At 38.5% G+C, this 26,872-nt stretch carries 24 protein-coding genes; 18 read left to right on the plus strand and 6 right to left on the minus strand.

Going from position 1 to position 26,872, the window contains the following annotated elements; all coding sequences use genetic code 11:
- Positions 1 to 43: 43 nt before the first annotated feature.
- Positions 44 to 1,978, plus strand: coding sequence for a serine hydrolase domain-containing protein (locus J2S11_RS08475; RefSeq protein ID WP_307393452.1), 1,935 nt, complete (start codon positions 44 to 46; stop codon positions 1,976 to 1,978).
- 202 nt (positions 1,979 to 2,180) lie between these two features.
- Positions 2,181 to 3,800 (plus strand): ABC-F family ATP-binding cassette domain-containing protein, encoded by a 1,620-nt coding sequence (locus tag J2S11_RS08480; RefSeq protein WP_307393456.1) that lies wholly within the window; start codon positions 2,181 to 2,183, stop codon positions 3,798 to 3,800.
- 146 nt (positions 3,801 to 3,946) lie between these two features.
- Here the strand turns inward: J2S11_RS08480 and J2S11_RS08485 are convergent, their stop codons facing one another.
- Positions 3,947 to 4,453, minus strand: a complete 507-nt coding sequence (locus J2S11_RS08485; protein WP_307393914.1) for an SRPBCC family protein — start codon at positions 4,451 to 4,453, stop codon at positions 3,947 to 3,949.
- 416 nt (positions 4,454 to 4,869) lie between these two features.
- Between J2S11_RS08485 and J2S11_RS08490 the strand changes: the two genes are divergently transcribed.
- The 8 genes from J2S11_RS08490 (at position 4,870) to J2S11_RS08525 (ending at position 12,812) form a co-directional block, all read left to right on the plus strand.
- Positions 4,870 to 5,424 carry an SLOG family protein gene (locus tag J2S11_RS08490; protein WP_307393459.1) on the plus strand — a complete coding sequence of 185 codons (555 nt, stop codon included), beginning with the start codon at positions 4,870 to 4,872 and terminating at the stop codon, positions 5,422 to 5,424.
- Positions 5,425 to 5,784: 360 nt separating this feature from the next.
- Entirely contained in the window at positions 5,785 to 6,933 is a 1,149-nt protein-coding gene (locus tag J2S11_RS08495) for an AimR family lysis-lysogeny pheromone receptor (RefSeq protein WP_307393462.1), read from the plus strand.
- 24 nt (positions 6,934 to 6,957) lie between these two features.
- Positions 6,958 to 7,122 carry a hypothetical protein gene (locus tag J2S11_RS08500; protein ID WP_307393464.1) on the plus strand — a complete coding sequence of 55 codons (165 nt, stop codon included), beginning with the start codon at positions 6,958 to 6,960 and terminating at the stop codon, positions 7,120 to 7,122.
- Positions 7,123 to 7,323: 201 nt separating this feature from the next.
- Complete coding sequence (locus J2S11_RS08505; protein WP_307393466.1) at positions 7,324 to 8,508, plus strand: AGE family epimerase/isomerase; 1,185 nt, start codon at positions 7,324 to 7,326, stop codon at positions 8,506 to 8,508.
- A 93-nt stretch (positions 8,509 to 8,601) separates the two neighbouring features.
- Positions 8,602 to 9,621 (plus strand): substrate-binding domain-containing protein, encoded by a 1,020-nt coding sequence (locus J2S11_RS08510; RefSeq protein WP_307393469.1) that lies wholly within the window; start codon positions 8,602 to 8,604, stop codon positions 9,619 to 9,621.
- A 156-nt stretch (positions 9,622 to 9,777) separates the two neighbouring features.
- A complete protein-coding gene (locus J2S11_RS08515; RefSeq protein ID WP_307393472.1) occupies positions 9,778 to 10,665 on the plus strand; it encodes an ROK family protein in 888 nt (295 codons plus the stop codon).
- A gap of 18 nt (positions 10,666 to 10,683) precedes the next feature.
- Positions 10,684 to 11,643, plus strand: a complete 960-nt coding sequence (locus tag J2S11_RS08520; protein ID WP_307393475.1) for an acetylxylan esterase — start codon at positions 10,684 to 10,686, stop codon at positions 11,641 to 11,643.
- A gap of 134 nt (positions 11,644 to 11,777) precedes the next feature.
- A complete protein-coding gene (locus J2S11_RS08525; RefSeq protein ID WP_307393477.1) occupies positions 11,778 to 12,812 on the plus strand; it encodes a serine hydrolase domain-containing protein in 1,035 nt (344 codons plus the stop codon).
- Between the two features lie 147 nt (positions 12,813 to 12,959).
- On the opposite strand, the gene J2S11_RS08530 is transcribed toward J2S11_RS08525, so the two are convergent.
- Complete coding sequence (locus J2S11_RS08530) at positions 12,960 to 13,688, minus strand: GntR family transcriptional regulator (RefSeq protein WP_307393480.1); 729 nt, start codon at positions 13,686 to 13,688, stop codon at positions 12,960 to 12,962.
- Between the two features lie 230 nt (positions 13,689 to 13,918).
- Between J2S11_RS08530 and nagB the strand changes: the two genes are divergently transcribed.
- Positions 13,919 to 14,665 (plus strand): glucosamine-6-phosphate deaminase, encoded by a 747-nt coding sequence (gene nagB, locus J2S11_RS08535; protein ID WP_307393483.1) that lies wholly within the window; start codon positions 13,919 to 13,921, stop codon positions 14,663 to 14,665.
- A 316-nt stretch (positions 14,666 to 14,981) separates the two neighbouring features.
- Positions 14,982 to 15,926, plus strand: a complete 945-nt coding sequence (locus tag J2S11_RS08540) for an aldo/keto reductase family protein (protein WP_307393486.1) — start codon at positions 14,982 to 14,984, stop codon at positions 15,924 to 15,926.
- A 56-nt stretch (positions 15,927 to 15,982) separates the two neighbouring features.
- On the opposite strand, the gene J2S11_RS08545 is transcribed toward J2S11_RS08540, so the two are convergent.
- The 4 genes from J2S11_RS08545 to J2S11_RS08560 all read right to left on the minus strand — a co-directional run bounded on the left by J2S11_RS08545 (position 15,983) and on the right by J2S11_RS08560 (position 19,910).
- Positions 15,983 to 16,591 (minus strand): ABC-2 transporter permease, encoded by a 609-nt coding sequence (locus J2S11_RS08545; protein WP_307393490.1) that lies wholly within the window; start codon positions 16,589 to 16,591, stop codon positions 15,983 to 15,985.
- A gap of 1 nt (position 16,592) precedes the next feature.
- Complete coding sequence (locus J2S11_RS08550) at positions 16,593 to 17,453, minus strand: ABC transporter ATP-binding protein (protein ID WP_307393493.1); 861 nt, start codon at positions 17,451 to 17,453, stop codon at positions 16,593 to 16,595.
- The gene (locus tag J2S11_RS08555) at positions 17,453 to 17,830 is read right to left on the minus strand and encodes a GntR family transcriptional regulator (RefSeq protein WP_307393496.1); all 378 of its coding nucleotides are present in this window, start codon (positions 17,828 to 17,830) and stop codon (positions 17,453 to 17,455) included. The genes J2S11_RS08550 and J2S11_RS08555 overlap by 1 nt, the downstream gene beginning before the upstream one ends.
- A gap of 217 nt (positions 17,831 to 18,047) precedes the next feature.
- Positions 18,048 to 19,910 carry a helix-turn-helix domain-containing protein gene (locus tag J2S11_RS08560; RefSeq protein ID WP_307393499.1) on the minus strand — a complete coding sequence of 621 codons (1,863 nt, stop codon included), beginning with the start codon at positions 19,908 to 19,910 and terminating at the stop codon, positions 18,048 to 18,050.
- A 156-nt stretch (positions 19,911 to 20,066) separates the two neighbouring features.
- Here J2S11_RS08560 and J2S11_RS08565 point away from each other — a divergent pair, with 156 nt between their 5' ends.
- The 6 genes from J2S11_RS08565 (at position 20,067) to J2S11_RS08590 (ending at position 26,854) form a co-directional block, all read left to right on the plus strand.
- Positions 20,067 to 21,638, plus strand: a complete 1,572-nt coding sequence (locus J2S11_RS08565; protein ID WP_307393501.1) for an ABC transporter substrate-binding protein — start codon at positions 20,067 to 20,069, stop codon at positions 21,636 to 21,638.
- A 68-nt stretch (positions 21,639 to 21,706) separates the two neighbouring features.
- A complete protein-coding gene (locus J2S11_RS08570) occupies positions 21,707 to 22,624 on the plus strand; it encodes an ABC transporter permease (RefSeq protein WP_307393503.1) in 918 nt (305 codons plus the stop codon).
- A 13-nt stretch (positions 22,625 to 22,637) separates the two neighbouring features.
- Positions 22,638 to 23,495: an ABC transporter permease gene (locus J2S11_RS08575; RefSeq protein ID WP_307393506.1), complete on the plus strand. Its 858-nt coding sequence runs from the start codon at positions 22,638 to 22,640 to the stop codon at positions 23,493 to 23,495.
- A 61-nt stretch (positions 23,496 to 23,556) separates the two neighbouring features.
- Positions 23,557 to 24,567 (plus strand): ABC transporter ATP-binding protein, encoded by a 1,011-nt coding sequence (locus tag J2S11_RS08580; protein ID WP_307393509.1) that lies wholly within the window; start codon positions 23,557 to 23,559, stop codon positions 24,565 to 24,567.
- Positions 24,560 to 25,579: an ABC transporter ATP-binding protein gene (locus tag J2S11_RS08585; protein ID WP_307393510.1), complete on the plus strand. Its 1,020-nt coding sequence runs from the start codon at positions 24,560 to 24,562 to the stop codon at positions 25,577 to 25,579. The genes J2S11_RS08580 and J2S11_RS08585 overlap by 8 nt, the downstream gene beginning before the upstream one ends.
- A 96-nt stretch (positions 25,580 to 25,675) precedes the next feature.
- A complete protein-coding gene (locus J2S11_RS08590) occupies positions 25,676 to 26,854 on the plus strand; it encodes a M24 family metallopeptidase (RefSeq protein ID WP_307393513.1) in 1,179 nt (392 codons plus the stop codon).
- Positions 26,855 to 26,872: the final 18 nt, after the last annotated feature.

The following is a 26,872-nucleotide window of genomic DNA, read 5'->3' on the forward strand; positions in this document are numbered from 1 at the left end:
GGTCAATATGTAAGTCATGTCGTCGTTTACAAGGGAGAGAGAAATGAAAAGGAAAACCATACAGTTAGCAGTTATTTGTGTATTACTTCTTCTTGTACCATTTCCAGCATTCACTTCCGGAGCGCAGGGAGCTGAGGGAAGACCTTTTACTGCTGAGCATGTAGAAGAATTTGTAGACCACTATATCATGAGTAGTATGGAGGAAATGTATATTCCAGGGACAGTCATAATTGTCGTTAAAGATGGGGAGGTCCTCTTTGAAAAAGGATATGGCTACGACAATGTCGAACTTGAAAGAGCTGTTGATCCAGGTGCATCACTTTTTCGGATAGGATCTGTCACTAAGCTTTTTACAGCTACAGCTATTATGCAGTTAGTTGAACAGGGAAGGCTGGATTTAGATCAGGATGTAAATCAGTATTTAGATGGCTTCCAAGTAGACACAGGTGGTTACGCTCCTATTCAGCTCAGGCATTTGTTAACTCACACGGCAGGATTTGAAGAGAAAAATTTTGGGATGGCTGCTGAGCATTATGAAAATAGAGTACCATTGAAAGAGTATGTCACGAATAATCAGCCTAATGTGATCCGCACACCGGGTGAATATATCCAGTACAGTAATTATGGAATAGGATTATTAGGAGTCATTATTGAAGATGTTTCGGGATTGAGCTATGAAGACTACATAAAGCAGTACATACTTGAGCCTTTAAATATGCAGAACACGTACGTGATGTTAAATGAGGATGTCGAGGAGGGATTAGCAAAAGAATATAGTTATGCAAATGATCAATATACTGAGCTTTCCTTGTATGATTATAACTATCCTCCAGCCGGATCAATGATATCAACGGCAGAGGATATGGCCAAGTTTATACAAGCACACCTTAACCTTGGTGAGCTTAATGGGGTACGAATTATGGAAGCTTCTACAGCAGAGCTTATGCATGATCGTCAGTTTTCGCAGCATCCCCTAGTGCAAGGCTTTGGCTTTGGTTTTTTCGAGAATCTTTATAATCAGCTACGTATTCTAGAGCATGGCGGGAACACAGACGGCTCTAATAGCATGTTCATGATTGAGAAGGAGAGCAATTGGGGCTTATTTATATCCAATAATGGGGTAAATGGTGCTTATCCAATCCACATTTTTGGCAAGAAGTTTGTAGATGAATTCTTTCCTAATCCTCAAACGCAAGCTCCTGTAAATCATTCTGGCGTAGAGCTAGAAGAGGACTTAACACGCTACCAAGGTATTTATCACTTGAATCGTTATGGACATGATGATATTTCGAAGTTTGTTTTAGCGATTAATCCATCGTTACATGTTAAGGTCAATGAAGAACAAGGTCTACAGGTTACGTTTTTTGGAGAGACCGTAAACTATGAGCAGGTTGAACCATTAGTATTTTTTAATCCTCTGGCGAACCAGTATATTGCTTTTGAAGAGGACGCGAACGGTGCGATTACTCATCTTTTTGACAGCATGGTTTTTGAAAAGAAAAAATGGTATGAAGATACGTTGCTTCATGCTATCCTAGCAGGTGCTTTGTTACTTTTTTCTATTGCTATATTACTTACTATAGCGATTCGTTTCTTCATTAAACGAATCAGAAAAAAGAAGCACATAGACATAGGAGGGCATGCTAAGTCTTTGAAGTGGCTATCTCTTTCTAAAAACACGCTAGTATTAAACAGCCTTATCTTTATTCTCTTTATTATGCTAATCGGTATTGGTTTGGTAAATATGATGAGCTCAGGGGGCTTTTCCTTTGAATTACCTATCATCTTTATAGTTGCTTTCATAGCTCCAATTCTTATGGTCGGTTTAACTCTGTTTTTGGGATTTGCTTTAGTTAAGCTTTGGATGACCAGAGCGGGAACGATAATGAACAAAATGACGATGACGCTTTATTTTATGGTATCTCTATCATTCTTACTTGTTTTACATTATTACAATTGGATTGGCTTTAACTTCTAAAACGAGTTAAAATCCTATGATTTCAAAAGAGTAATGGAGTATGTGTATCCATTGCTCTTTTTATCTCGCGAATATTTCAAGAACTTAGTTAAAATGAGTTGTTCTCTGCCCTTATCATTCGTAGTTAAGAGTGGTATAATGGCAAAAGTAAGTCAGCAAAATGACAAGAATGTGTAAGTGAAAATGGAGGATTAACCATATTATGATTACAGTAAATAATGTCAGTCTTCGCTTTGGAGACCGCAAACTATTTGAAGAGGTAAATATTAAGTTTACTCCTGGAAACTGCTACGGGTTAATAGGAGCAAATGGAGCAGGTAAATCAACTTTTCTTAAAATATTGTCAGGAGATATTGAGCCTCTAACAGGTGATGTTCATATTACTCCGGGAGAGCGCTTAGCCGTCTTAAAGCAGAACCACTTTGAATATGAGCAAGTAGAGGTTATTGAAACGGTTATTCGTGGACACAAGCGCTTGTATGAAGTGATGCAGGAGAAAAATGAGTTATATATGAAGCCTGAATTCTCCGAGGAGGATGGGATTAAAGTAGCCGAGCTTGAAGGTGAATTTGCTGAGATGAACGGCTGGGAGGCTGAATCAGAAGCAGCTATCCTTTTAAAAGGATTAGGTATTGCTGAAGATCTACACAATAAAAAGATGGAAGAGCTAGATGGTGGAGATAAGGTAAAGGTCTTATTAGCTCAAGCGTTATTTGGTAAGCCAGACATCCTTTTACTTGATGAGCCGACAAACCACTTGGATCACCAAGCGATTCTATGGCTAGAGGAGTTTCTAATTAATTTTGAAAACACGGTAATTGTCGTGTCCCACGATCGTTATTTCTTAAATAAGGTTTGTACACACATTGCTGACGTGGACTTTAATAAAATTCAGCTATACGTCGGAAACTATGATTTCTGGTATGAGTCAAGTCAATTAGCGTTGAAGCTTACACAAGAGGCGAACAAAAAGAAGGAAGAAAAGGTTAAAGAGCTACAATCCTTTATCGCACGCTTTAGTGCGAATGCCTCTAAGTCGAAGCAAGCGACGTCTCGTAAGAAGCTTTTAGATAAAATCACGCTTGACGATATTAGACCTTCTACTCGTAAGTATCCTTACGTAGCTTTCACGCCAAACCGGGAGATCGGAAATGATTTACTACATGTTGAAGGCTTATCGAAAACAGTTGACGGAGAAAAACTGCTAGACAACGTTAGCTTTATGGTCAACAAAGGAGATAAGATTGCTTTTGTAGGACGTGATGAGGCAGCCAGAACCACTTTATTTAAAATCTTGATGGGTGAGCTAGAAGCCGATCAAGGGAGCTATAAATGGGGAGTGACTACTTCTCAGGCCTATTTTCCAAAGGATAACTCCAAGTTCTTTGAAAATAATGAGCAGAATCTTGTGGAATGGCTACGTGACTTTTCACCTGAGGATCAAAGCGAAAGCTTCCTTCGAGGCTTCCTAGGTAGAATGCTGTTCTCTGGAGACGAGGTATTGAAAAAGTCCAATGTCCTTTCTGGAGGAGAAAAGGTACGTTGTATGCTTTCTAAAATGATGCTCAGTGGTTCGAATGTACTGGTTTTTGATGAGCCAACGAACCATTTGGATTTAGAGTCTATTCAGGCGTTAAATAACGGTTTAATTAACTTTAAAGGGTCAATCCTGTTTACATCTCATGACCATCAGTTCGTACAAACAATTGCAAATCGCATTATTGAAATTACACCTAAGGGAATTATAGATCAACAATGTACGTTTGATGAGTACCTAGAGAATAAAGAGCTTCAAAGCAAAATTAATAGCATGTATGAATAAGATGAAGCATTTAAATGAGTTGTGTAAAAATTAGCAAGATGTATACGTAAATAATTTCGTTTATACATGATCTAAAAAGTCACCATTCGGTGGCTTTTTTGTTTGCACTATCTCCCCTGATATCACAAATATCTGTAGGGCACCCGTTAATGGAATAACTTTTTATTGTTTTTTAAAGTTTCATAGTTAAATGCTTCACTATAGATTTCACGCAGCTTAGTTGAGTTATCGTGCCACTTAATTGGTTTACCATTCACGATTTGGGTAAATACATCTAGACACCTATGCCATCCTGCTGCGGTATTCACTGCCCATGAATCATCGTCAAAAGTATGGGTAAAGATCATTCTGCATCCTTCATCCTCTTCATGTAATGAAATCTTTATCAGATCATCTACTTCACGAAAACCAAATAAATATGGCTTATCTAACTCTGTAATGGTGCTATCATATGTCGTTCCTTCTCCGTCATCGAAGGCAATTTTTCCACCAATTCTTAAATCCATCTCCCCTGTTGCGAAAGGGTACCATTGGGAGAAGTAACTAGGATTTGTAAGAACAAGGAAAACATCTTCTGGATTACTAGGGAAAAATCGTTCAAATCTCAAAGCATAACGGCCATTTGCCTCATGAAGTGTACCATATTCATTTATCATTTCATGCTCCTTCTTTTATCACTATTGTCCACTAACTCAAAGACACAAATAACAATACTTCTATTGTTTTCATGCTTTTATTGTACTAAACATTTAACTATTTTACAGTCTAAGAATTTATAAAATTTGATACAATGATTTCTTCAAATTTTATAAATTCTGGCTGCATGAAAAGCTTCCTCTAACGATGGACTAGGCAACCTCTTCGAGAGGGCTTCGATAGAAGCTTTTCTTATAATACCATTTTCGTGTTTTCAACAATCTGGCCCGATTGCGGAATCGCTTTTTATCGAAAGATGGGAACGTTCTAATGTCTTTAGGCGAATAAAAAGTATATAATAAATGTATCCACCTTCATACTATTTTTAAAGACTATTAGTAGCCGTAGCCGCTCACTAAGGTAGGAGGTCACAATGATTAAGCGTCTTGTTGTCACAGGCTATAAAGCGCATGAGCTAGGTATTTTTAATGAGAAAAAGCACCCTGGTTTTCCATACATCAAAAGAGCTCTAGAACAAAGGCTAAGGGTGTTGATTGATGAAGGATTAGAATGGGTTATTATAAGTGGTCAGCTCGGCGTAGAGCTCTGGACGGCTGAAATTGTGTTGGAATTAAAGCAGGAGTTCCCTGATATAAAGCTTGCTGTCCTCACCCCTTTTCTTAATCAGGAGCAAAACTGGAAGGAAGAAAAACAGGAGTATTATAGAGGTATTGTCAATCAAGTTGATTATGTGAACAGCATTACGAAGCGTGAATATGAAGGACCGTGGCAATTCAAAGCAAAAACGGAGTTTCTACTTGATAATAGTGATGCTTTACTCCTGCTGTACGACGATGAGAAGGAAGGTAGTCCAAAATTTTTACTGGAGGAGGCTAAAAAGAGGGCAGAAAAAGAGGGCTACGAGTATATGCAAATTACTTCTTATGATTTACAATTGCTTGTAGAGGAAGATTCATTCCATTCATAAAGGAGCTGTTAATAATGGCGAAATCAAACGCTAGAAAAAGGCGTGACAAGATGGTAAGAGAGGGTAAGCTAGATCCGACACTTTTGCGTAGCACACACTCAGGACTATATGAACGTAAGACAAAAACAATGAAAGAAAAATGGCTGCAGCATATGCAGAAATATAGGAATGACCTTCACATCCATAATGATGATGAAGGTTTTTTTTATCTCTTCGCGAAGGCTTCAAATAGAAGCTTTTTTTATTCTAAAAACTTCCCTAGTTTCATATATTGATATTGACGGAATGTCTGTAATCATGTACATTTTTAGATAGTGTGGTGTGAATGTTCTGTTATTTCGATACTAAGGAGGGAAGAACTTGCTTCGTGAGCGTATTTTTAAGCAATTAGAAAAAATGGATATGGGACAAAGGCAGTTAGCTAAAATCGTAAATGTTAGTGAGTCTACTATATCTAGGTATTTAAATGGCAGAGATGAGCTTAAATTTGAGTCAACATTAAGAATTGTACAGTATCTTTTTCCTGCACAGGAAAAGTCCTTAATAGTAGAATATGCCTTAACACAGAAAAGCTATAACGCTAGGTGCTGTTTAGAGTATTGTCTCATACATAATATTTGGGATGTAAATGATAGGATTATTGAAAAGCTATCCCATTCAGGAAACCCAATCGATCGAGAATGGGCAAAGATTTATGAATATGTATTAAACTATCATCGAAAAGACATGTCCGATGAAGAGCTTTTGGAGCAGGTACTAAAGTTTCATCCAAACTCATTTGAAGTAAACATGATGAAAAAAATATTACTAGGATATATCTACTTCTTTCAAAAGAATTTTAACCTTATGCTTGAGCATATTAGAGATTTAGATCAAAAGATCTTGGAGGTTAAAAGCACTTTTATACAAAGCTGCTTGGTGACAAGATACGGACTAATCATGATGCATGTTCACATGTTTCTAAATCATATACCAGAAACTCGCAGGCTTTGCGAGTTAGTCATTGAGCAATGTATGACAAACAATGCTAAGGCATCAGCCTATCATGCCTTAGGTCACTCCTACTTGTTTGAAGACTATGATAAGGCACAAATGTATCTTACCTTAGCCATGGAATTGTTTAAGAACGAAGGACGTCAGGAAAACTATCTTGAAGCCTATTACACCTTGTCATTTGTTCAGTCATACTGGCGAATTGAACGTGAATTTCCTTTTGAACTACATACACAAAAAGAGCTCGATGAATACATATTCTATCTCATTCAAAAGGGCGATATTGCGATAGCTAGGGAGATTTGTAAAAAGATGAACGTAGAGAGTATGGATGATTGGGAAAAAGCGTTCTATTATTATTATCTAGGCTTGATGGAGGATCATAAAACATTCTTTTATCAATCTGTTAGATATTTTCGTCAAGCACAAAATCGTTTTCACCTTCAATTGCCCATTTACGCTTTAAAAAATAAAAACGAAAATGAAACATTGCTTCAAATTTTTAATGATGATTAGAGGATCAGAAGGGGGTAAAGGAATATGAAAAAAGGATTACTGTTGATCACTTCACTAGCTCTAACCTTGGTTATAGTGGTTTCAAGTAGTAGCTCTGCAGAAGCATCACGCCCTGGTATAACGATCTTTCCTACTATAGCAGATGCTCCAACCATTCAATCTCCTGGTATCACTATTTTTCCAAAATAATTGTTGATAGCGTAAATGGGGATGTGGTTTTCTTGATCATATCAGCTTTGATAGGGTGAATGTCACTGTGGCATTCACCCTTTTCGTGATCTTTTTGCAATGAAGAATTTCCCAATTTCTTCTTGACAATAAAAAAAGTACAACATACCATTAAAACTAATAAAGTTATCGATAAAGTTATAGAAAGAAAGGATATTTTGAATGGAAGCAACTATTGAAAAATTGATGAATGAAACTAGAGCTGAACTTATTGAACACATTTTACCTTTTTGGATGAGTCTTAAGGATGAACAATATGGTGGTTATTACGGAAGAGTTGACTATCAGCTGAACGTTGACAGAATTGCTCCGAAGGGAGGAATAGCAGCTGCTCGATTGCTATGGACATTTTCTTCTGTTTACCGTTCTTTATATGATGAAAAGTATCTGCTTCATGCACAGCATGCCTATCATTTTTTAGTAGATAGGTTTATAGATCAAGAGTATGGCGGACTCTTTTGGATGGTGGATCATAAAGGAGAAGCCATTGATAACGACAAACATATTTACACACAAGCCTTTGCAGTCTATGCGCTTAGTGAGTATTATTTAGCTACTTCAGATCCAATGGCCTTAGAGCACGCCATAAAGCTTTTTGAACTAATTGAAGAAGTTGGCTATAATCCTGTGAAGAATGCATATAAAGAACAGTTCACTAGAAAGTGGGAAGAGATTCCTAATGATAAAATAGGAGACGAATTTATGGCTCCTATTACTACAAATACTCATTTACATATCTTAGAGGCGTATACAACTCTTTATAGGGCATATCCAGATGAGCGTGTTAAAGAACGTTTAACAAATCTGATCAAGATTTTTTATGAAAAGATTTATGATCGGACTGCTAAGTGTTTTCATGTTTTCTTTGATCAAAATTGGAAGGCGATAGGAAATATTAAATCCTATGGACATGATATTGAAACAAGCTGGTTAATTGATGAAGCATTAGAGGCGATAAGCCTTGAGGATGAGCGCTATCATCAGCTTGTTGTCGATGTAGCTTACAATATCGCAGATATCGCTATATTACCAGATGGCACAATAGCTAATGAAGAGCGTGATGGAAAACTGGATAAAACAAAGGTTTGGTGGGGTCAAACTGAGGCAATGATTGGCTTTACAAATGCTTTTCAACGAACAAATGATCAACGATTTCTAGGGCTTGTTGAAGGAATATGGGATTATGTGCAAAATCATTTGATTGACCAGCGTCCTAACGGTGAATGGTATTGGTCTATTGAGGCAGATGGTCAGCCTACAGCACGCGATATAGTAGAGCCATGGAAATGTCCCTATCATAACGTTAGATTTTGTCTTGAAGTTATGAGGAGGCTAGGGAATGATTGAGCGAAGTGAACTTATATCCCGAAATCTAAAGCTGTTAAATAAAAGCTAGCTTTGTAAGGGCTAAATGGGAGTATTTTTTTGTGGAGGATATAAATGAAATCAAATGTGACAATGAAGGATATTGCTGATCAATTGGGTGTAAGTAGTGTTACTGTCTCAAAGGCACTTAATGATAAAGAAGGGGTAAGCGTAGAGCTTAAAGCAAAAATTAAGCAGGTCGCTGAAGGTATGGGATATCGCTATAACACGTTAGCTAAGCAAATGAAGGAGGGATTAACCTATAACGTTGGAGTCATTATACCAGAACGATTTACGGGTCTAACTCAAACACAATCCTTCTATTTAAATATGTACCAAAGTATTGCAAAGGAATTAGAAAAGTCCGGCTACTATGGCATTTTACATATTTTAAATCGAGCAGATGAGGATAAACTGAATCTACCACGTATCTACAACGAAAAACGAGTAGATGCTTTTATATTTTTAGGACAAATCAATAAGACTTATATTGAAAAATTACAGGATGTAGAAATTCCAAAAATCTTTCTAGACTTTTATGATGAACAAGCTGATATTGATGCAGTGATTACGGATAACTTTTACGGAGCTTATGAAATGACTAACTATTTGATAAAGCATGGTCATAGAGAAATAGGTTTTGTAGGGAATTTATATTCAACAAGTAGTATTCAGGATCGTTTCTTAGGATTCTATAAATCATTACTAGAGCATAAGATAGAGCTCAATTATGCCTATGTTATCAAAGATCGCAATGAACACGGAGCCTTTATTGATTTAGAGCTGCCCGATAAGCTACCATCAGCGTTTGTATGTAACTGTGATCAGGTTGCTCATCATCTAGTAAATAAGCTGAAGGTGTTAGGTTATAGAATTCCAGAAGATTGCTCTATCGTTGGCTTTGATAATGACATATATGCCACGATAACGGAGCCAAGTCTTACAACCATTGAAGTAAATATCCAAGAGATGGCTAAACAAACAACTAAATCTATTGTTGAGAAAATACAGAATAACAACCAGTCCTTTGGGCGAATCTCGGTAAAGGGTAAGCTTATTTACAGAAATTCTGTAACGAAAGTAGCAGAAAGGTAAGGGAGTTGATTAGGATAAACTATGTTGCGAATAGATTTAACTGTAGACAAAGAGACATTACCTACAGTATTGAATGCAGATGATTTTAAACAACAGCTTATCGTCCGTAGCCTTTATGATTTAGCATAAGATTAACCAAAAATAAGGAGAACGTAAATGGCAGGAAGAATTGGTGTGGATCTAGGGGGAACTAATGTCAGAGTAGCCCTTGTTAATGATCAAGGTACTGTATTAGCTAGTCACTCAGAGAAGACTGAGGCTGAAAAAGGACCAGATTATATTATCGCTAAAATAATTAATATGATCGACAGGTATAAGAAAAAAGAGCCCATCAGAGGAATAGGGATAGGAGCACCTGGTCCACTAAACGCTAAAAAGGGTTTAATTTTAAACCCGCCTAATCTACCAGGATGGGATCATATTCCTCTTGTTCAAAAGCTAGAGAAGCATTTCCAAACGTCAGTAGTCTTAGATAACGACGCCAATGTGGCAGCTCTAGCTGAAGCTAAGGTAGGGAGTGGACAGGGCTATGAAAGTGTATTTTATCTTACGGTAAGCACAGGAATCGGTGGAGGATTTGTGATTAACGATAGGATTTACAGCGGGGCTCATGGCTATGCTGCTGAGATTGGCAACATGATTATTGATCCTAGCGGCTATAAGCACGCAAATATGAATCAAGGCTCATGGGAAAGCCTGGCTAGTGGTACAGCTATTGCACGGCAAGCTTTGAAGGAATTTGGTCACACAGGGGGAACAAAAGAAGTATTTACTCTTGCTCAAGAGGGTCATGAATCAGCCGTTAAAATTGTGCATCAAACGGTAGATTATTTAGCTATGGGGATAGCCAATATTGCTCATACGATTGACCCTGATGTTTTTGTGTTAGGGGGAGGCGTTATGAATTCCAAAACACTAATCTTAGAGCCTTTAAAGCAAAAGGTAAAAGAGTATGTTTACCCTGAGCTTGCTGAGTCCATTCATATTGTACACGCTTCATTAGAAGATCAGGCAGGAGTAGTCGGTGCAGCATTACTAATCTGACATGATGGAGGGAAATCTATGTATAATGATATGTCTTTGGAAGGCTTGAGGTCCTATCAAGGAAGTAGTCCAAAACCTACAGATTTTGATAGCTATTGGTCACGAGCACTTAAGGAGTTAGATGAGCAATCATTAGAGTACGAGCATATTCCAGCAAATATTCAAACAGATGTTGCTGAGTGCTTTCACCTTTACTTTACTGGAGTGGGAGGAGCAAGAGTGTATGCTAAGCTCGTCAAGCCCAAGCAGATTAAAGAGCATAGGCGAGGAATCGTCATGTTCCACGGTTACTCGGGGAATAGTGGTGATTGGTTTGATAAAATTGCTTATGCAGCCCAAGGCTTTACCGTTATGGCGCTAGACTGTAGAGGTCAAGGTGGTCTATCTGAGGATAATTTACCTGTTAAAGGAACAACCCTTAGAGGACATATTATTAGAGGAATTGATAATCCTGATCCTTACCATCTTTATTTTCGCTATGTATTCCTAGATACGGCTCAAGCTGTACGGATACTAATGAGCATGGAGGATGTAGATGAGGATAGAGTTGGCGTAATGGGGGCTTCTCAAGGAGGGGCTTTAGCGATTGCCAGTGCTGCTCTCGAACCAAGAATCAAAATGGTTGCGGCTACCTATCCTTTTCTATCAGATTATAAGAGAATGTATGAGCTTGATATTAAATCTTCCGCGTATGCTGAATTAGTAGATTACTTTAAGTTTTTTGACCCGTTACACGAAAGAGAGAAAGAGGTTTTTGAACGCTTAGGGTATATCGATATACAGAACTTAGCTGATCGTATAACAGCTGAGGTCTTATGGATTACCGGTTTAACTGATCTTAGCTGTCCACCATCAACACAATTTGCTGCATACAATAAGATAAGGTCAAAGAAGGAAATGCTTATCTATCATGAGTATGGCCATGAATTTATTCGTGGTGCAGGTGATCAAATCCTACAAAAAATGCTCACATTGTAATTGATTCAATAGGCTGGTTTACATCATTCAGAATAGGTGTTTTTTACTGATTAATCCAACAATGTGGAAGAATTAGTGATACAATAGAGTAGAACTGAGGAAAAATCTTATATAAGATAAAGGAGAACGACAGAATGGATCAAAAAGCAGTCATAGAAAACAATGTTCTAGAAGCTAGAGAAAAAGTTGACTTCTCCGGTGTCGTAATAGCTAAAGAAAAAGGTGAGGTTTTATTTGAAGCTGGTTTTGGATACGCAAATAGAGCGGAGGAAACATCGAACGAGTTACGTACTAGGTTCGGTATTGCCTCAGGATGTAAGCTTTTTACAGCTATCAGTATTTGTCAGCTTGTAGATGCAGGAAAGCTTTCCTTTGATACAAAGCTTAAGGATTGCTTGGATGTTTCTTTTCCTGCTTTCGACCCCAACGTAACCGTTCACCAACTACTGACACATAGCTCTGGAGTTCCAGATTACTTTGATGAAGAGGTCATGGATGACTTTGAGGATCTTTGGAAACAACAGCCCATGTATCTATTAAGAGAACTAAAGGACTTCTTACCGTTGTTCCAGAATGAGGAGATGAAAGGGAAGCCTGGTGAGGAGTTTTCCTATAATAATTCAGGATACATTTTATTAGGGCTTATTATTGAACAGCAAACAGGGGTAAGCTTTACAGACTATGTAGAGAAAAATGTATTCGAGCCTAGTGGGATGGAGAACTCAGGTTATTTCTCAATGGATCGGCTACCTAGGCATACAGCACTTGGTTATATAGATGAAGAAGATGGAACGTGGAGAACAAACACGTATGCTCTTCCTGTAAAAGGTGGATCAGATGGAGGGGCTTATGTGACAGCACCTGATATGATTCTACTTTGGGAGGCTTTGCTAGAGCATAAGCTTCTAAGTAAGAAAATGACGGAAACTCTTTTACAGCCTCATATTGTGGCTGACGAAGAGGAAGGGGAGTATTACGGATACGGAGTTTGGATTGAGAAGCGGGATAACGACATTGCCAAGTATCATGTTATGGGCTATGACCCTGGCGTTTGCTTCCATTCAGCCTTCTATCCTCAAACAGGTCTAAAGGTTGTCGTTGCTTCCAATAAAGGAGAGGGAGCATATACGGTAAACAACGCTATTGAAGAGGCGCTTTTTGGTGACTAGTTAGCTGTAGAATTTCGGTATGACATTGTATAAGTGTTACGTTTAATGTTTATTAAATTGAGAGAAACCATAGCACCGCTGGATATGTAGCGATGCTATGGTTTTTTGTATGCTCTGATTTATAATTTAGCTTTGTTTTAATATAGCTTACTCCCCGTAGATTCGTTCTACCACAAATTTGGAGCGATCTCCACGAAATACAGCAAAGGAGTATTCAATGGGAATATGATCATTTGAAAGTGTAATTGTTTCGACCGCTAAGCAGGGTGTTCCTACGCTTATGTTTAAATGACCACTGATCGTTTCATCAGCTAATATGGGTTCAACTGTTTCTATCGTTTTGCCAACCGTAACGTGGTATTTGCTTTTTAATAACTGGAACAGGGATCCACTGCTTTCCTCCTTGTTCAGTCCAGGCGCAATTTTCCAGGGAATGTAGGATTCCACATATTGAAGAGGCTCTTGACTGGCAGACCTTAGTCGAACAAGCTTCGTAAGCGGGTCTTTCTCTTGGAGATTTAGTGCTTGTGCCATTGCCTGTGAAGCAGGTTGAACCTGAAGATCAATAACTATAGTTTCTGGCTCGAGTCCTTGATCAATCATTTGTTCAGCAAAGCCTTTGTTTGAGGTTGTTAAGGATTGCTCAATTTTTGATCTTGAAACAAAGGTTCCTTTTCCTTGTCTACGATAAATACGACCCTCCAATTCAAGCTGCTGTAGGGCTATACGGATAGTGGTTCTACTGACATCAAACATATTACAGAATTCAGCTTCCGTTGGCAGCTTTTCATCTGGTTGGTACTTTCCTGACTTAATCATTTCTACTATCTTTGACTTCGTTACGGCGTATAGAGCTTCTTGATCAGGATTTTTCAACGTTTTTCCCCCTAAAACAAAGTAAAATAAACAAATACACACTATTTGTTATAACAAGTATATGGTATAATAAATTTGTAGTAACAAATTAAAGAAAGGTTATTACATGTGTTGTTTTTGATAAAAATGGATGTTTCTTTCATTATCTATCAATGAAATAAAAAAATAAAGACAGGCAATAAGAATATCTGATGTCATGAGACTGGATGACAGAACTAGGGGGTCAAATTATGCAAATAAAAGTATTAGATCATTATACAGAGCTAAGTAAGCAAGCAGCTCATATTGTTATTGATACTATTTCAAGAAAAGAGGATAGTGTGTTAGGATTACCTACTGGAGGTACACCCGAAGGCATGTATAAGGAGCTAGTAGAGCAGTACAAAAATGGTGAGATTAGCTTTTCACAGGTGACAGCCTTTAATCTAGATGAATATATTGGGATTCCACAGAATCATACTCAAAGCTATTATACATTTATGCAAGAGAAGCTTTACTCCCATATAGATATTGATTCAAAGCAGACACATATTCCTAGTGGAGAAGCAACGAATTTAGAGCTAGAATGTAGTCGATATGAAAAGTTAATTGATCAAGCTGGACAGTTAGACTTACTTATCATCGGTATAGGAACAAATGGTCATATTGGCTTCAATGAACCTGGAGCGGATATTCAGGCAACAACTTCCGTTGTCCATCTAGCTCAAAGCACGATTGAAGCGAATGCAAGATTTTTTGATCGAATCGAAGAGGTTCCAAAACAAGCGATCACAATGGGGTTAGGTACAATGATTAACAAAAGCAAGCATATCCTCTTGTTAGCTAGTGGGAAGCAAAAAGCAGAAATTATTCAGCAATTACTTACTTCTCAAGAGGTAAAATCTGAGCTGCCTGCATCTGTACTCCATCTTCATCAGAACGTAACGATTTTATTAGATCGTGAGGCAGCTTCTTTATGGGAGAGAATTAGCGTATAGTATTCACAATGATAATATAGAGACAGGTCAAAGAATACTTGACCTGTTTTTTAACGTTTAAGAAAGTATACAATTTGATACTCTGTTGTCTTCAATATACTTTCTGACGGCAGGACATAGGACGACTTGCAACTTTAGGTGTTTATCGTCCCTTGCGTACTTTTGTGTGAAAGCTTCCTCTAATGATGGACTGACGAGTTCTTCGAGAGGGCTTCGATTAGAGCTCCTCCTATGGTAAAATAAGTTAGGGATGTAGCTGAGATAGAGTTGACGCTTAAGCATATCCTTACGAGCTATTATAAAGGAGGAGAGGGTATTGAAGTATCGTAGATTGGGAAGATCTGGACTCAAGGTAAGTGAAATCAGCTTGGGAAGCTGGCTAACCTATGGGAAAACGGTAGAAAAAGAGATGGCAACTAGAACCATACATAAAGCATATGAGCTTGGCGTTAACTTTTTCGACTCGGCAAACGTTTATGAGCGTGGAGAAGGGGAAAAGGTGATGTCCCTGGCTTTAAAATCCTTTCCCCGGGAATCCTATGTCCTAACTACTAAAGCGTTCTGGCCAATGGGTGAAGGACCGAATGATCGAGGTCTTTCTCGTAAGCATGTTTTTGAGCAGGTACACGCCAGCTTAAGACGAATGCAATTAGACTATATTGATGTGTTTTATTGTCATCGCTATGATCCAGAAACTCCTGTAGATGAAACACTGAGAATCATTGATGATCTCATCAGACAAGGAAAGATTCTTTATGCTGGGGTAAGTGAATGGACGGCTGCTCAGATTGAAGAAGCGGTATCTGTCTCTGAAAAATACTTGCTTGATCGCATTGTAGTCAACCAGCCTCGCTATAATATGTTTGAACGATATATTGAACAAGAGATTATTCCAGTCTCTGAAAAGTATGGAATCTCACAGGTTGTTTTTTCTCCACTTGCTCAAGGAATGCTAACTGGTAAATATAAAGGTGGTCAAATCCCTAGTGATAGCCGTGCCTCAAATAAAGATATTGGTCAATTTATCAAGAGATTTCTCACAGAAGATTATGATCGTCAGGTAGGGCAACTAGAGCAATTAGCCACTGAGCACGATCTTACCATTACGGAGCTAGCTTTAGCTTGGATTCTGCGTCAGCCTAATGTTGCCAGTGCTCTTGTTGGAGCAAGTAAGCCAGAGCAGATTGAAGCGAACGTCAAAGCCTCCGAAATTGAGCTGTCTGTTGATATACTTGAGAAAGTAAGGGAGATTATAGGCTAAATTAACAAAAAAGTATGACAGTTCACTGAAACCACTGTCATACTTTTTTATTCTCTTTAAAATACTTTATTTTTATAAATACGAATCGACAGAAGCCAAGAACAAATATACAGAACAATTGTCGAAAAGATAATGATTAAATAAACATTAAAATCTTGTAATGCTAATAACATCTGGTAAAAATCCCTAATTAAATCATGTAAATTTTGAACTAAGGTACTAATTAACACTAGATAAATAGCAAATAAAACAATTGAACAGATAAACAAAGATTGGCTCTTGAAGCGATAAGAAAATGGAAACATAAATGAGACTGATATCATAACAAGGCTTACTAAAAGGATTAAATCCTTCATTAATATTAACTCTCTATGAAAGACTACGTTACCAATAAATATAGTAAGAACAACTATACAAGTAAATATAAGTGCGCCTATATACTTTGAACTAACAATGTCCTTACGAGTGTAGGGCAATGAATTCAGTAGGATGTTGATTTGAGATTTTTCATCCATCGTAAAAGCGGTCCATATAATGACAATACTAAATACAAAACCCGACCAAATATACGATATATCCAGAGCTAAATAAACTAATAAAGCAGGTACTAGTATCATTAAAGTTTTCTTTTGTAATAGGATATCTTTTCTTATTAAGTTCAACACTCTATTTAGCCCCTTTCTTTGTATAGAACATCAGCTCTTCAATGGTTGGTCTTTCAACCAAAACTAAATCCCCAAAAATATCTTCTATCCGTGCTTTATTGGATGTTAATGCCTCAAAACCAGCATTGGATTTACGAATGGAAATAAACTCCTGCTCTGTATCTCGATCTAATAGCTCCATTCCTCCTTTTACAAGGGCATACTCTTCTGCAATTTCATATGTTTTCTTTGTAAAAATAAGCTCGCCGTTATGAATAAAAGTAATATAATCAGCTATACGTTCTAAATCTGTTGTTATATGAGTAGAAAAGAAAATGGTTTTATCCCCGTCTTGCATGATGTGATGAAGGATATCTAGCAGCTCTCTGCGAAAGATTGGGTCTAATCCTGATGTAGGTTCATCCATAATAATTAACTCTGCATGATGTGATAAGGCTATGGTTAGAGAGGCTTTCATCATCATTCCCTTAGAAAAGGATTTGATCTTTTTATTTAACGGTAATTCGAATTGTTCAACATAGTGATTAAATTGTTTCTCATCCCAATTTATATAGGAGGGTCTTATAATATCTTTCATTTCAGCTAGTGTTAATTGCTCGTAAAACATATTTTCATCAAATACAAAACCAATTCGTTGCTTGATCATTTTTTCATATTGTTTATAATTTAAGCCGAATATTGAAATTGATCCGCTATCAGGTTGCAGTAAATTCATGATAAGTTTAATCGTTGTAGATTTTCCAACGCCATTACCACCGATAAACCCTGTTATGTATCCTTTTTTTACTACCATAGAAATATTTTTTAAGTGAAAATCACCAAATGATTTATCAACATGCTTTAATTCAATAACATTTTCCATTAGTCTTCCTCCCTATAGAGCAGTGTAAGTAGATTTTTCAATTCTGTAAGTGAGATACCCATTTCTTTACTGTTTTGTATGGCCGACAACAATTGCTCTTCTATAACTTTCATTTTTCTTTCTTTAATCATTTCATTATCCTGCTCTGATACAAAAGAACCTTTGCCCACAACGGAATAGATGAATCCATTCTTTTCAAGTTCCTCATAAGCACGTTTTGTTGTAATAAGGCTTATATCCAAATCCTTTGCTAACTGTCGCATTGAAGGAAGGGACTGCCCGGCATGTAATTCATTGGTCAAAATATGCTTCTTAATTTGTGCATAAATTTGCTCATAAATAGGCTCTTTCGAATGATTTGAAATAATAATTTTCATGTGAAAACCTCACTAATATATTGTATATATACTTTATATACAATATACACATAATGATTTTATAATACAACCCTTTTTTAACAATAGTAAAAAAGCCTTTGAAAGTTTATTTATGCACACTTTGTACAACTCAGCTTCAATAGGGACAAAGAAAAAATCCTGTAGACACATGATTTTGTGATACAGGATTTCAATTAAATTTTATAAAACTACTTATCTAAAAATGCTCTTCTAAAAGCTCATAAATCCTTAATGCTGTATAAACGTCTAAAAGAGAGGAGTGATCCTCAAGCGAGAGTTCTAAAATTTCCTCTACTCTTCTTATCCGATAGTTTAGTGTATTAATGTGCACATGTAGGCACTCAGCTGTTTTCTTTGCACTGTGGTTTTGTCTAAGATATTCTAAAAAGCTAGGTAGGAAAACACGTTTTCCAGAATCCTCATAAGCTAGTAGAGGACCTAATACCTCCTTGGCAAACTCTATCAGATCAGGAATGGAGTGCTTGAGTAGTAGTCGCGTTGATCCAAGCTCAGTAAAGCTGATACAGCCACTCTTACCCCTAAAGGTACGGATGAATTCAATACATTTTATGGACTGTTCACTAGATTTCTTCAGCTGATGTAAGCCGTGGAACGGAAGACCAATCCCAACAAATAAATGACAGCTATCCTGATAACGACTCTGCAGCTGTTCGAGTAGCTGCTGACTGTTTTGCCTTGAGTAATGGTTAATAAACTCTGTCGTGCTTTGCTCACTGTAAGAAAGTAAAATAATGATCTGGTCATTTTTTGCTGCGACTAGTCCAAGAGGATTCCCATTCCTCAGAAAAATGTGGTTAGCCAGCTGAATAATCTCCCTGCGTGTCATAAAAGCAGAGAAATCATCCTTAAAGCTTTTTTGTAATAGCTTATCCATATGAATAGTAACAATCTGAAACTGTCTACGAGGATCTAGGTCAATCGAATGAGCCATTCTTTTAATCAGCTGATGGTTAAAATTCCCCGCAAAAAGCTCAGCTAGCATTTTTTCTCTAATACTATTTTCTGATTCAAAAATAGTTTGTGATTTGATTAACTCCATAGATAGGACAGAGCTTGCGTGTTCTAGAGCTGTGAAATCAACCTCTGTTAAATGTTTGACCTGAAGTAATATGAGATACCCTAAGAAATTTGGTTTTGCCCCTAGAGGAAGAACAAGCATGGACAGAGGCTGATCTTGATATTCAAGCTCCATGATCGTTTGATATTTAGGAAGATCAAGCATTTTCAGCTTGATTTGTTTCTCTAAGGCGTCCAAATAAGCTTGAGGGAGTATCTCTAAATGAGATTTTGATAGAATGACACCCGTATTGTCTGCCAAAACTAAAGGATTGCCGAACAATTGATAAATATAAGCGAGAATTTCTTCAATACTTTTTCCATTTAAAACAAGATGGGATAGGCTTTGATGAATATCTATACTTCTTTTCAAAAGGTTGTTTTGCTGAATAATTAACGAGTTCATATTTTCTAACAGATGAATAGAGCTTTGCTGTTCACGATAAAGTCTTGTTTTTTCAATAATGCTTGCAGCTTGATGTGAGATAGCCTCTAGCAAACGGATATCTGCCGTGGTAAAGCACTGGTTCTCATCAAATGAATCAATAGTTATGACTCCTATGCAATTTCCGTTTAATAGAATAGGAGTGCAAAGGGCACTGTATGGATAGCTCGGCTGTTTTCTTTGCATTAGATCTAATGTTTGTTCTGTAGTGGTGTGCTCAATATAATGGAGGATGGCTTTTCTATTAAACATAAGTGGTCTTCTAGCGTTAAAGGCCTGACCGGTCATTGATTCACCAGGAAGAATCCGTACATTGCTAAAAATATCAGCATTCACACCTAACGTATATTTTGCCTCTAACACATTCTTTTTCTGATCATACAAAAAAAGGATGCCACTATCAGCTGCCTCAATGACGGAGATTGTTTCCCTCATAATGAGCTCTAACGTCTCATCATAATTTAAAGAAGAATTTAGCACATTGGAAACATGTATAAGTGATTGTAGCTGTCTTCGACTTAAATCAAGCTCTAGCATGTGATCAACTCCCTCGTGATGTTAGTGAAGCTATTTGTTGGTTTATACAAAAATAGCTTCTTTTTTTTAGGCGAACACACATAGAAAAATGAGAAACAAGTTGTTTAAATTATAGTTATATTCAATCAATTTGTAAAATAAAAAGGAGGGTCAACGATGTTAAGGAAAAACAAATGGACTTTTGTACTAGTTGCTTTTCTTTTATTATGTGCAGCAGCATGTACACCTAATACAGCTGGGACAGATGATCAACCTGATTCAGAGCCAGGTAGCGAAACACCAGATCCTTCAGCACCATCTCGAGACAGTATTGTGATTGCTGTTGAGTCTGATGCAGTGACGATGCTGGCGAATACGGATGTCAATTATGTTAATGATGTTCAGATTAGAAACATCTATGATCCTTTAATAGAACGTGATGAACAAGGTCAATTTATTCCTGGTCTTGCGGAGGAATGGGAGAGTATTGATGAACTCACCTGGGAGTTTAAGCTGCGAGATGATGTTGTATTTCATAATGGAGAGCCGTTTAATGCTGAGGCGGTAAAATTTAATATTGATTATATCTTGGATGAAAGTAACCAGTCCTTTTATCTGTCGCGCTGGACAATGGTTGATGAGGTGGAAGTAGTAGACGATTATACGGTAAGAATTAAGACATCAGTACCATTTCCTACACTTCCACTAAGAATTGCCGATGATCTGTTAATTATGGAGCCTACTCATGTTCAAGAAGTGGGTAACGAAGAGGCTGCTAGAAACCCAATTGGAACAGGTGCTTATGAATTTGATCAATGGCAAAGGGATGAGTATTTGATTCTTACAGCTAATGATCAGTATTGGAAGGGTGAACCGCAAATTAAACAAGTAACCTTTCGTTATATCTCTGAATTTAGTGCTAGGCTATCTGCCTTTTTAAGCGGAGACGTACATTTGTTCAAGAATGTACCCGTTGACTCTGTTGCTAATATAGAGAATGACGATCAATCTAAAATTGAAATGATTGGTTCTTCAAGAATTAACTATCTGGCCTTAAATAATTTCTATGAGGGTCCGTTGCAGGATCAAAGAGTAAGACAGGCGATTAATTATGCTGTGGATGTAGATGAATTGTTGGAGGCTGTTTTAAATGGCTATGGAACGAAGATGACTGGTCCTTTATCTCAAATTAATGCCGATTACACAGAGACAAGCGATTATGGCTATGATCCTGACAGAGCCATCGAGCTTATACAGGAAGCTGGCTATGAACCAGAGGATTTGAATCTTCAGATAGATACGCCTAGCGGAAGATATCCTATGGACACACATGTAGCACAGGCTATTGCTTCACAGTTAGAGAGAATAGGCATTTCCGTAAATATTCAGGTCAATGAGTGGGGAAATCATTTGGCCAAAATTCGTCAGAGAGATATGCAGGACATGTTTATTCTAGGCTGGGGTCCAGCCTATGATGGGCAAGGAACCATAGAAAATCTGTTTACTGAGAATTCTCCATACAGTGGTTTCTACGATCCCGAGGTAGAGGAACAGATTTATGCCGCACTACCGATCTTTGATGAGAATGAGAGAAAGCAGGCGTTTGATGATCTTCAGCATCTATTAGTAGAACAGGCAGCTTGGGTTCCCCTTTGGCAGCAAGGCGATCTGTATGCCGTTGATGATCAGCTTACCTTTATTCCTAGAGTAGATGAACGGTTTACCGTATTTGAGATGAGTTGGGATTAGAAGGTGAGATTGACGTTGGGAAGAGGAGGGGAAGCCCTCCTTTTCACACATAGAGAGGGGGAAGCAGCTTGCTAGATTATATTCTAAAAAGAGCCATTCAAACGATCATCGTCCTATTACTAGCGTTGACTGCTGTATTCTTCTTGATCCGCTTGGCTGGTGACCCTACGGCCTTGTTTCTGCCTCCAGACGCTTCAAGAGCTCAGATTGAACAATTTCGCACACAGCTAGGCTTTGATCGACCCTTATATGTTCAGTACTTCGAGTTTATGGTCAATGCGGTACAAGGTGATTTTGGTACCTCCTTACGGACAAGGGAGGATGCGCTGTCTGTTGTTCTAGATCGTGTTCCTGCAACCTTTCAGCTAGCCTTTACTGCTTTAGGTCTTTCTTTGCTCATTGCTCTACCAGTCGGTATTCTTTCTGCTTACAAAAGAAATTCAATCTATGACCAAGTAGGAGTTGGCTTTACGGTGCTTGGTCAGGCTGTTCCTAGCTTTTGGTTAGGACTGATCCTCATTTACATTTTTGCTGCCTTATTAAGGTGGTTTCCATCTGGTGGGGGTGGCTCCATGATGCACTTTGTTTTACCTACTGTAACCTTAGCCGCCTATAGTGTTGCTAGATTTGCTCGTTTTACTCGTTCAGCTATGCTAGATATTTTAAGTAAGGACTATATCCGAACAGCTAGATCATCAGGTACTCCAACTCGCCGAATTTTGTCTCGCTATGCCTTTAAAAACACATTGATTCCGATCATTACTCTTGTTGCGTTGGATTTAGGGACGTTGCTCGGAGGAGCCGTGATTACGGAGGTTGTTTTCTCCTGGCCTGGAGTAGGAAGAGTTCTCTATCAGTCTTTACTTAATCGAGACTTTCCTGTTGTACTGGCTGGTGTGTTTTTAATCGCTCTAATCTATTCTATTCTCAACTTTATCACTGACGTGCTATATGCCTACGTCAATCCACAAATTAGAGTGAAGTAAAGGGGGAATGGACATGGAAAACAAATCAAGGTTAGCAGGCTTTTTTTCACAGCTTGTTCGGAGCCCTACTGGTCTGTTAGGATTCACGATTATCATTTGTGTCTTAATTCTAGGGATAGCAGGAAAGTCGATAGCCCCCTTCCCACCAAATGAAGCAAATTTTATAAATAAACTAAGTCCTCCGTTAACAGATGGACATATTTTAGGCACGGATCAGCTAGGCAGAGATATTCTCTCAAGAATTATACATGGGACCCGCGTATCCCTAATGATTGGCTTAGTTACGGTAGTTTTTGCAGGACTTATCGGTACAGTCATTGGTATTCTAGCAGGGTATTTTCGAGGCTGGGTAGATATTATTCTGATGAGAATTGTCGATGTTCAGCTTAGCTTTCCTTTTATATTACTTGTTCTAGTCATTAATGCTGTGATTGGATCGGGCCTCCAGAATATTATTTTTTCTCTCGTTATTGTTGGCTGGGTGATCTACGCAAGAATGGTTCGTAGTGAGGTTCTGGCGCTAAGGGAGAAGGAATTCATACTAGCTTGTGTAGCTACTGGGGTCCCACGCTGGCAAATCATTATTAAGCATATTGTTCCCAATCTATTTACACCGATTATTGTTTTATCGTCCTTACAAATTGCTACCTTTATTATTGCTGAAGCGTCAGTCAGCTTTTTAGGCTTCGGTGTTCAGCCGCCTGAGCCTGCCTGGGGAAACATGCTTAGTGAGGGAAAGGACTATATATTTAGCGCATGGTGGCTGATTACATTCCCTGGAATCGCTATAGTTCTAACAGCGCTAGGTGTAAATCTATTTGGTGATTGGCTAAGGGATGTTCTAGACCCTGAGCTTCAAGGAAAATCCTGATCTGCGTTTCACATAGGTTACATGGCGGTTCATTGATGGTTCATGGAAGGAGGGCAAAAGGATGAATGAAAGAAAAGCTATCCTGAGGGTGGAAAATTTAAAGACTTTCTTCAGAACTCCTCGCGGTATTGTTAAAGCGGTTAATGGTATTGACATTACAGTTTATGAAGGTGAAACGTTAGGAATAGTGGGAGAGTCAGGCTGTGGGAAAAGTGTGACATCATTGTCCATTATGGGCTTATTGTCTAAGTCAGCCTTTACTGCAGAAGGGCATATCTATTTTGATGAGAAGGATCTTACGAAGCTAAAAGAGAGGGAAATGAGAAGGCTAAGAGGGAATAAAATCTCTATGATCTTTCAAGAGCCAATGACATCCTTGAACCCTGTTTTTACGATAGGTGAGCAATTAAGCGAGCCATTATTGCAGCACCGAAACTTAAAGAAAAGGGAAAGAAGACAGCATATAATCGAGATGCTAAAAACAGTAGGCATTCCTAGAGCGGAGGAGATCATTGATGAATACCCTCATCAGCTATCTGGAGGAATGAGACAGAGAGTGATGATTTCTCTAGCTATGCTCTGTGAGCCTAAGCTTCTTATCGCAGATGAACCCACTACGGCTCTGGATGTTACGATACAGGCTCAAATCCTACAATTGATGAAAAACATTAAGCAGGAAAAACAAATGTCCATGATCCTAATTACTCATGACCTTGGGGTTGTAGCAGAAATGTGTGATCGAGTGGTAGTGATGTATGCCGGTCAGGTCGTGGAAAGCGCTCCTATTCGCACACTATTTGATGAGCCTTTGCATCCCTATACGCAGGGATTATTAGCTTCTCTTCCTCATTCTAATACTCGTAAGAAGGAGCTTAAAACAATTCCGGGAAGCGTACCAAGACCAGATGATCTGCCAAAAGGCTGTGCTTTTGCTCCAAGATGTCCAAAGGTTTTCGATAAATGTCTGACTGACAAGCCACCCTTGTTTGAAGGATCTGTACAAACAAGCCGATGCTGGCTTTATGAGGATCAACTCGCTGGCGGGGAAGAGAGGAGGCTACAAGATGTCTGAGTATGAGCAAAGTAAAGATTCACAGCCTATTGTTGAAGCACCTGCAGCCCCGTTGCTTGAGGTACAGGAATTGAAGAAATATTACTCTATTGATCAAGGATGGTTTAAAAAGAATCTCGAGGTTAAAGCCGTTGATGGCATATCCTTCTCCGTATATAAAGGGGAAACCTTTGGTTTGGTAGGTGAAAGTGGATGTGGTAAATCAACAGCTGGTCGAACTATTCTAAAGCTAAATGATCCAACAGCTGGTGGCATTTTGTTTGAGGGAGAGGATATCAGTAAGCTCGGCTATGGAGACATGCGTAAGCTACGTAGGAAACTACAAATGGTTTTCCAGGACCCGTATGCCTCTCTCAATCCGAAAAAGACTATCCGTCAGATTTTAACAGAGCCGCTTCGCGTGCACAATTTATTTACGCCAAAGGAACGCATACAAAAGGCTATTGAGATATTAGAAATAGTAGGTTTATCTGAATATCACCTAAATCGTTACCCTCATGAGTTCTCTGGAGGACAAAGACAAAGGATTGGTATTGCTAGGGCTGTTATTTTACAACCAGAGCTCATCATAGCGGATGAGCCTGTATCTGCCCTAGACGTATCCATACAATCACAGGTGATCAACCTGCTGCTAAAGCTACAGAAGGAGTTCCAGTTGACGTACATTTTCATTTCTCATGATCTTGGTGTCATCGAGCATATTACAGATCGAGTAGCTGTTATGTATTTAGGCAAGGTTGTTGAGCTAGCTACAACAGAGGAGATTTTTAGCGATCCTAAGCATCCGTATACGAAGGCGCTATTATCCTCCGTTCCGATTTCTCACCCTGATGAGCAAAAGGAGCGAATCATTTTGTCTGGAGATGTACCAAGTGCTGTAAAGCCACCACAAGGCTGCTCCTTTCATCCAAGATGTCCAGATTGTATGGAAATTTGTAAAACAAAGGAGCCAGTAACCGTTCAATTATCTCCAACGCAGTCTGTTTCTTGTCATCTCTATCCGAAAGAGTAATTAAAATGTTGCACTAGAGATTAGTTAAGCTTTTTACACGCTCAAGCATTTTACATGATCGAAATTAAACCCTAGCTCTGTATAAGGAGGATTACTATGAAACTATCTATTTCTACCGAAGAAATTGCTCAAAGACAACAGCGTCTTATCACTAAGCTCCAGGAAGAAAAGCTAGATTGTGCCATCCTTTTTAGTGTGACAGATATCTTTTATCTCACAAACTTTCATTTCAGACCCTCAGAGAGACCCATTTGCCTATTAATTGATCCAAAACAGGAAACTCATTTGTTTGTGCCAATGCTAGAAAAAGAACATGCTCAAGAGTACGCCCAAGTGAATCATGTCCATGCTTATCCTGAGTATCCAGGGCTACGTCATCCAATGGAGTATCTGAAGGATATCTTGCATGAAAATGGCTATGAAGGAAGAAAGATAGGCTTAGATGCTTCTGGATATAGCTCAGCGAAAGGGTACCGCGGACCTTCTATTGATCAGCTTCTTACTGCAAAAAGCTTTGATTCGATCTTTGGCTGGGTAGAGGAAATGAGATTTATCAAGTCAGCAGCAGAAATCGAGCTGATCCAAGAGTCTTGTAGATGGGGCAATTTAGCGCACAGATTGCTACAAAAGTATTCTAAAGCAGGGCTCAGTGAGATAGAGATCACAAGTAGAGCAAGTAATGAGGCGACGATGGCGATGATTGAAACGTTAGGATCTGACTATAAGCCACACGGGAAGACAGCGTACGCTATATTCAGAGGACAGGTGGGACCTATGTCAGCCTTTCCTCACGCAGTTACTCAGAATATTGTCCTGAAAAAAGGAGATACATTAGTGACTGGAGCAGCAGGAGACGTATGGGGCTATCATAGTGAACTGGAGCGAACGATGTTTGTGGAAGAGGTCAGTAAGGAGCAGGAAAAGTACTTTAATCTGATGTATGAGGCTCAAGAGGTTGCTTTTAGAGCGATTAAACCCGGTGAGCCGACCTCAGCTGTGGAACAGGCTGTTCAGCAGTTTTGGGTCGATAATGGTGTGCAGCAATTAACATCACATCATACTGGACATGCGATCGGATTACTAGGTCATGAAGCACCGTTCTTTGATCTTGGTGATGATACAGTGATGCAGCCAGGAATGGTATTTACCGTAGAGCCAGGGTTATACGTGCGAGGGCTTGGTGGCTTCCGTCATTCTGATACAGTGGCTGTCACCGAAACAGGCATGACAATGCTAACCTACTACCCACGAGATCTAGAATCACTGATTTGTTGATGGTCGGATATATTCAAG

Source organism: Bacillus horti, assembly GCF_030813115.1.
Classification (GTDB): Bacteria; Bacillota; Bacilli; order Caldalkalibacillales; family JCM-10596; genus Bacillus_CH; species Bacillus_CH horti.

What these genes read in the sequence shown, in the direction of transcription:
- J2S11_RS08475 (WP_307393452.1), top strand. Translation starts at nt 44, where the DNA reads ATGAAAAGGAAAACCATACAGTTAGCAGTTATTTGTGTATTACTTCTT.
- J2S11_RS08480 (WP_307393456.1), top strand. Translation starts at nt 2,181, where the DNA reads ATGATTACAGTAAATAATGTCAGTCTTCGCTTTGGAGACCGCAAACTA.
- J2S11_RS08490 (WP_307393459.1), top strand. Translation starts at nt 4,870, where the DNA reads ATGATTAAGCGTCTTGTTGTCACAGGCTATAAAGCGCATGAGCTAGGT.
- J2S11_RS08500 (WP_307393464.1), top strand. Translation starts at nt 6,958, where the DNA reads ATGAAAAAAGGATTACTGTTGATCACTTCACTAGCTCTAACCTTGGTT.
- J2S11_RS08505 (WP_307393466.1), top strand. Translation starts at nt 7,324, where the DNA reads ATGGAAGCAACTATTGAAAAATTGATGAATGAAACTAGAGCTGAACTT.
- J2S11_RS08510 (WP_307393469.1), top strand. Translation starts at nt 8,602, where the DNA reads ATGAAATCAAATGTGACAATGAAGGATATTGCTGATCAATTGGGTGTA.
- J2S11_RS08515 (WP_307393472.1), top strand. Translation starts at nt 9,778, where the DNA reads ATGGCAGGAAGAATTGGTGTGGATCTAGGGGGAACTAATGTCAGAGTA.
- J2S11_RS08520 (WP_307393475.1), top strand. Translation starts at nt 10,684, where the DNA reads ATGTATAATGATATGTCTTTGGAAGGCTTGAGGTCCTATCAAGGAAGT.
- J2S11_RS08525 (WP_307393477.1), top strand. Translation starts at nt 11,778, where the DNA reads ATGGATCAAAAAGCAGTCATAGAAAACAATGTTCTAGAAGCTAGAGAA.
- nagB (WP_307393483.1), top strand. Translation starts at nt 13,919, where the DNA reads ATGCAAATAAAAGTATTAGATCATTATACAGAGCTAAGTAAGCAAGCA.
- J2S11_RS08550 (WP_307393493.1), bottom strand. Translation starts at nt 17,453, where the DNA reads ATGGAAAATGTTATTGAATTAAAGCATGTTGATAAATCATTTGGTGAT.
- J2S11_RS08555 (WP_307393496.1), bottom strand. Translation starts at nt 17,830, where the DNA reads ATGAAAATTATTATTTCAAATCATTCGAAAGAGCCTATTTATGAGCAA.
- J2S11_RS08560 (WP_307393499.1), bottom strand. Translation starts at nt 19,910, where the DNA reads ATGCTAGAGCTTGATTTAAGTCGAAGACAGCTACAATCACTTATACAT.
- J2S11_RS08565 (WP_307393501.1), top strand. Translation starts at nt 20,067, where the DNA reads ATGTTAAGGAAAAACAAATGGACTTTTGTACTAGTTGCTTTTCTTTTA.
- J2S11_RS08575 (WP_307393506.1), top strand. Translation starts at nt 22,638, where the DNA reads ATGGAAAACAAATCAAGGTTAGCAGGCTTTTTTTCACAGCTTGTTCGG.
- J2S11_RS08580 (WP_307393509.1), top strand. Translation starts at nt 23,557, where the DNA reads ATGAATGAAAGAAAAGCTATCCTGAGGGTGGAAAATTTAAAGACTTTC.
- J2S11_RS08585 (WP_307393510.1), top strand. Translation starts at nt 24,560, where the DNA reads ATGTCTGAGTATGAGCAAAGTAAAGATTCACAGCCTATTGTTGAAGCA.
- J2S11_RS08590 (WP_307393513.1), top strand. Translation starts at nt 25,676, where the DNA reads ATGAAACTATCTATTTCTACCGAAGAAATTGCTCAAAGACAACAGCGT.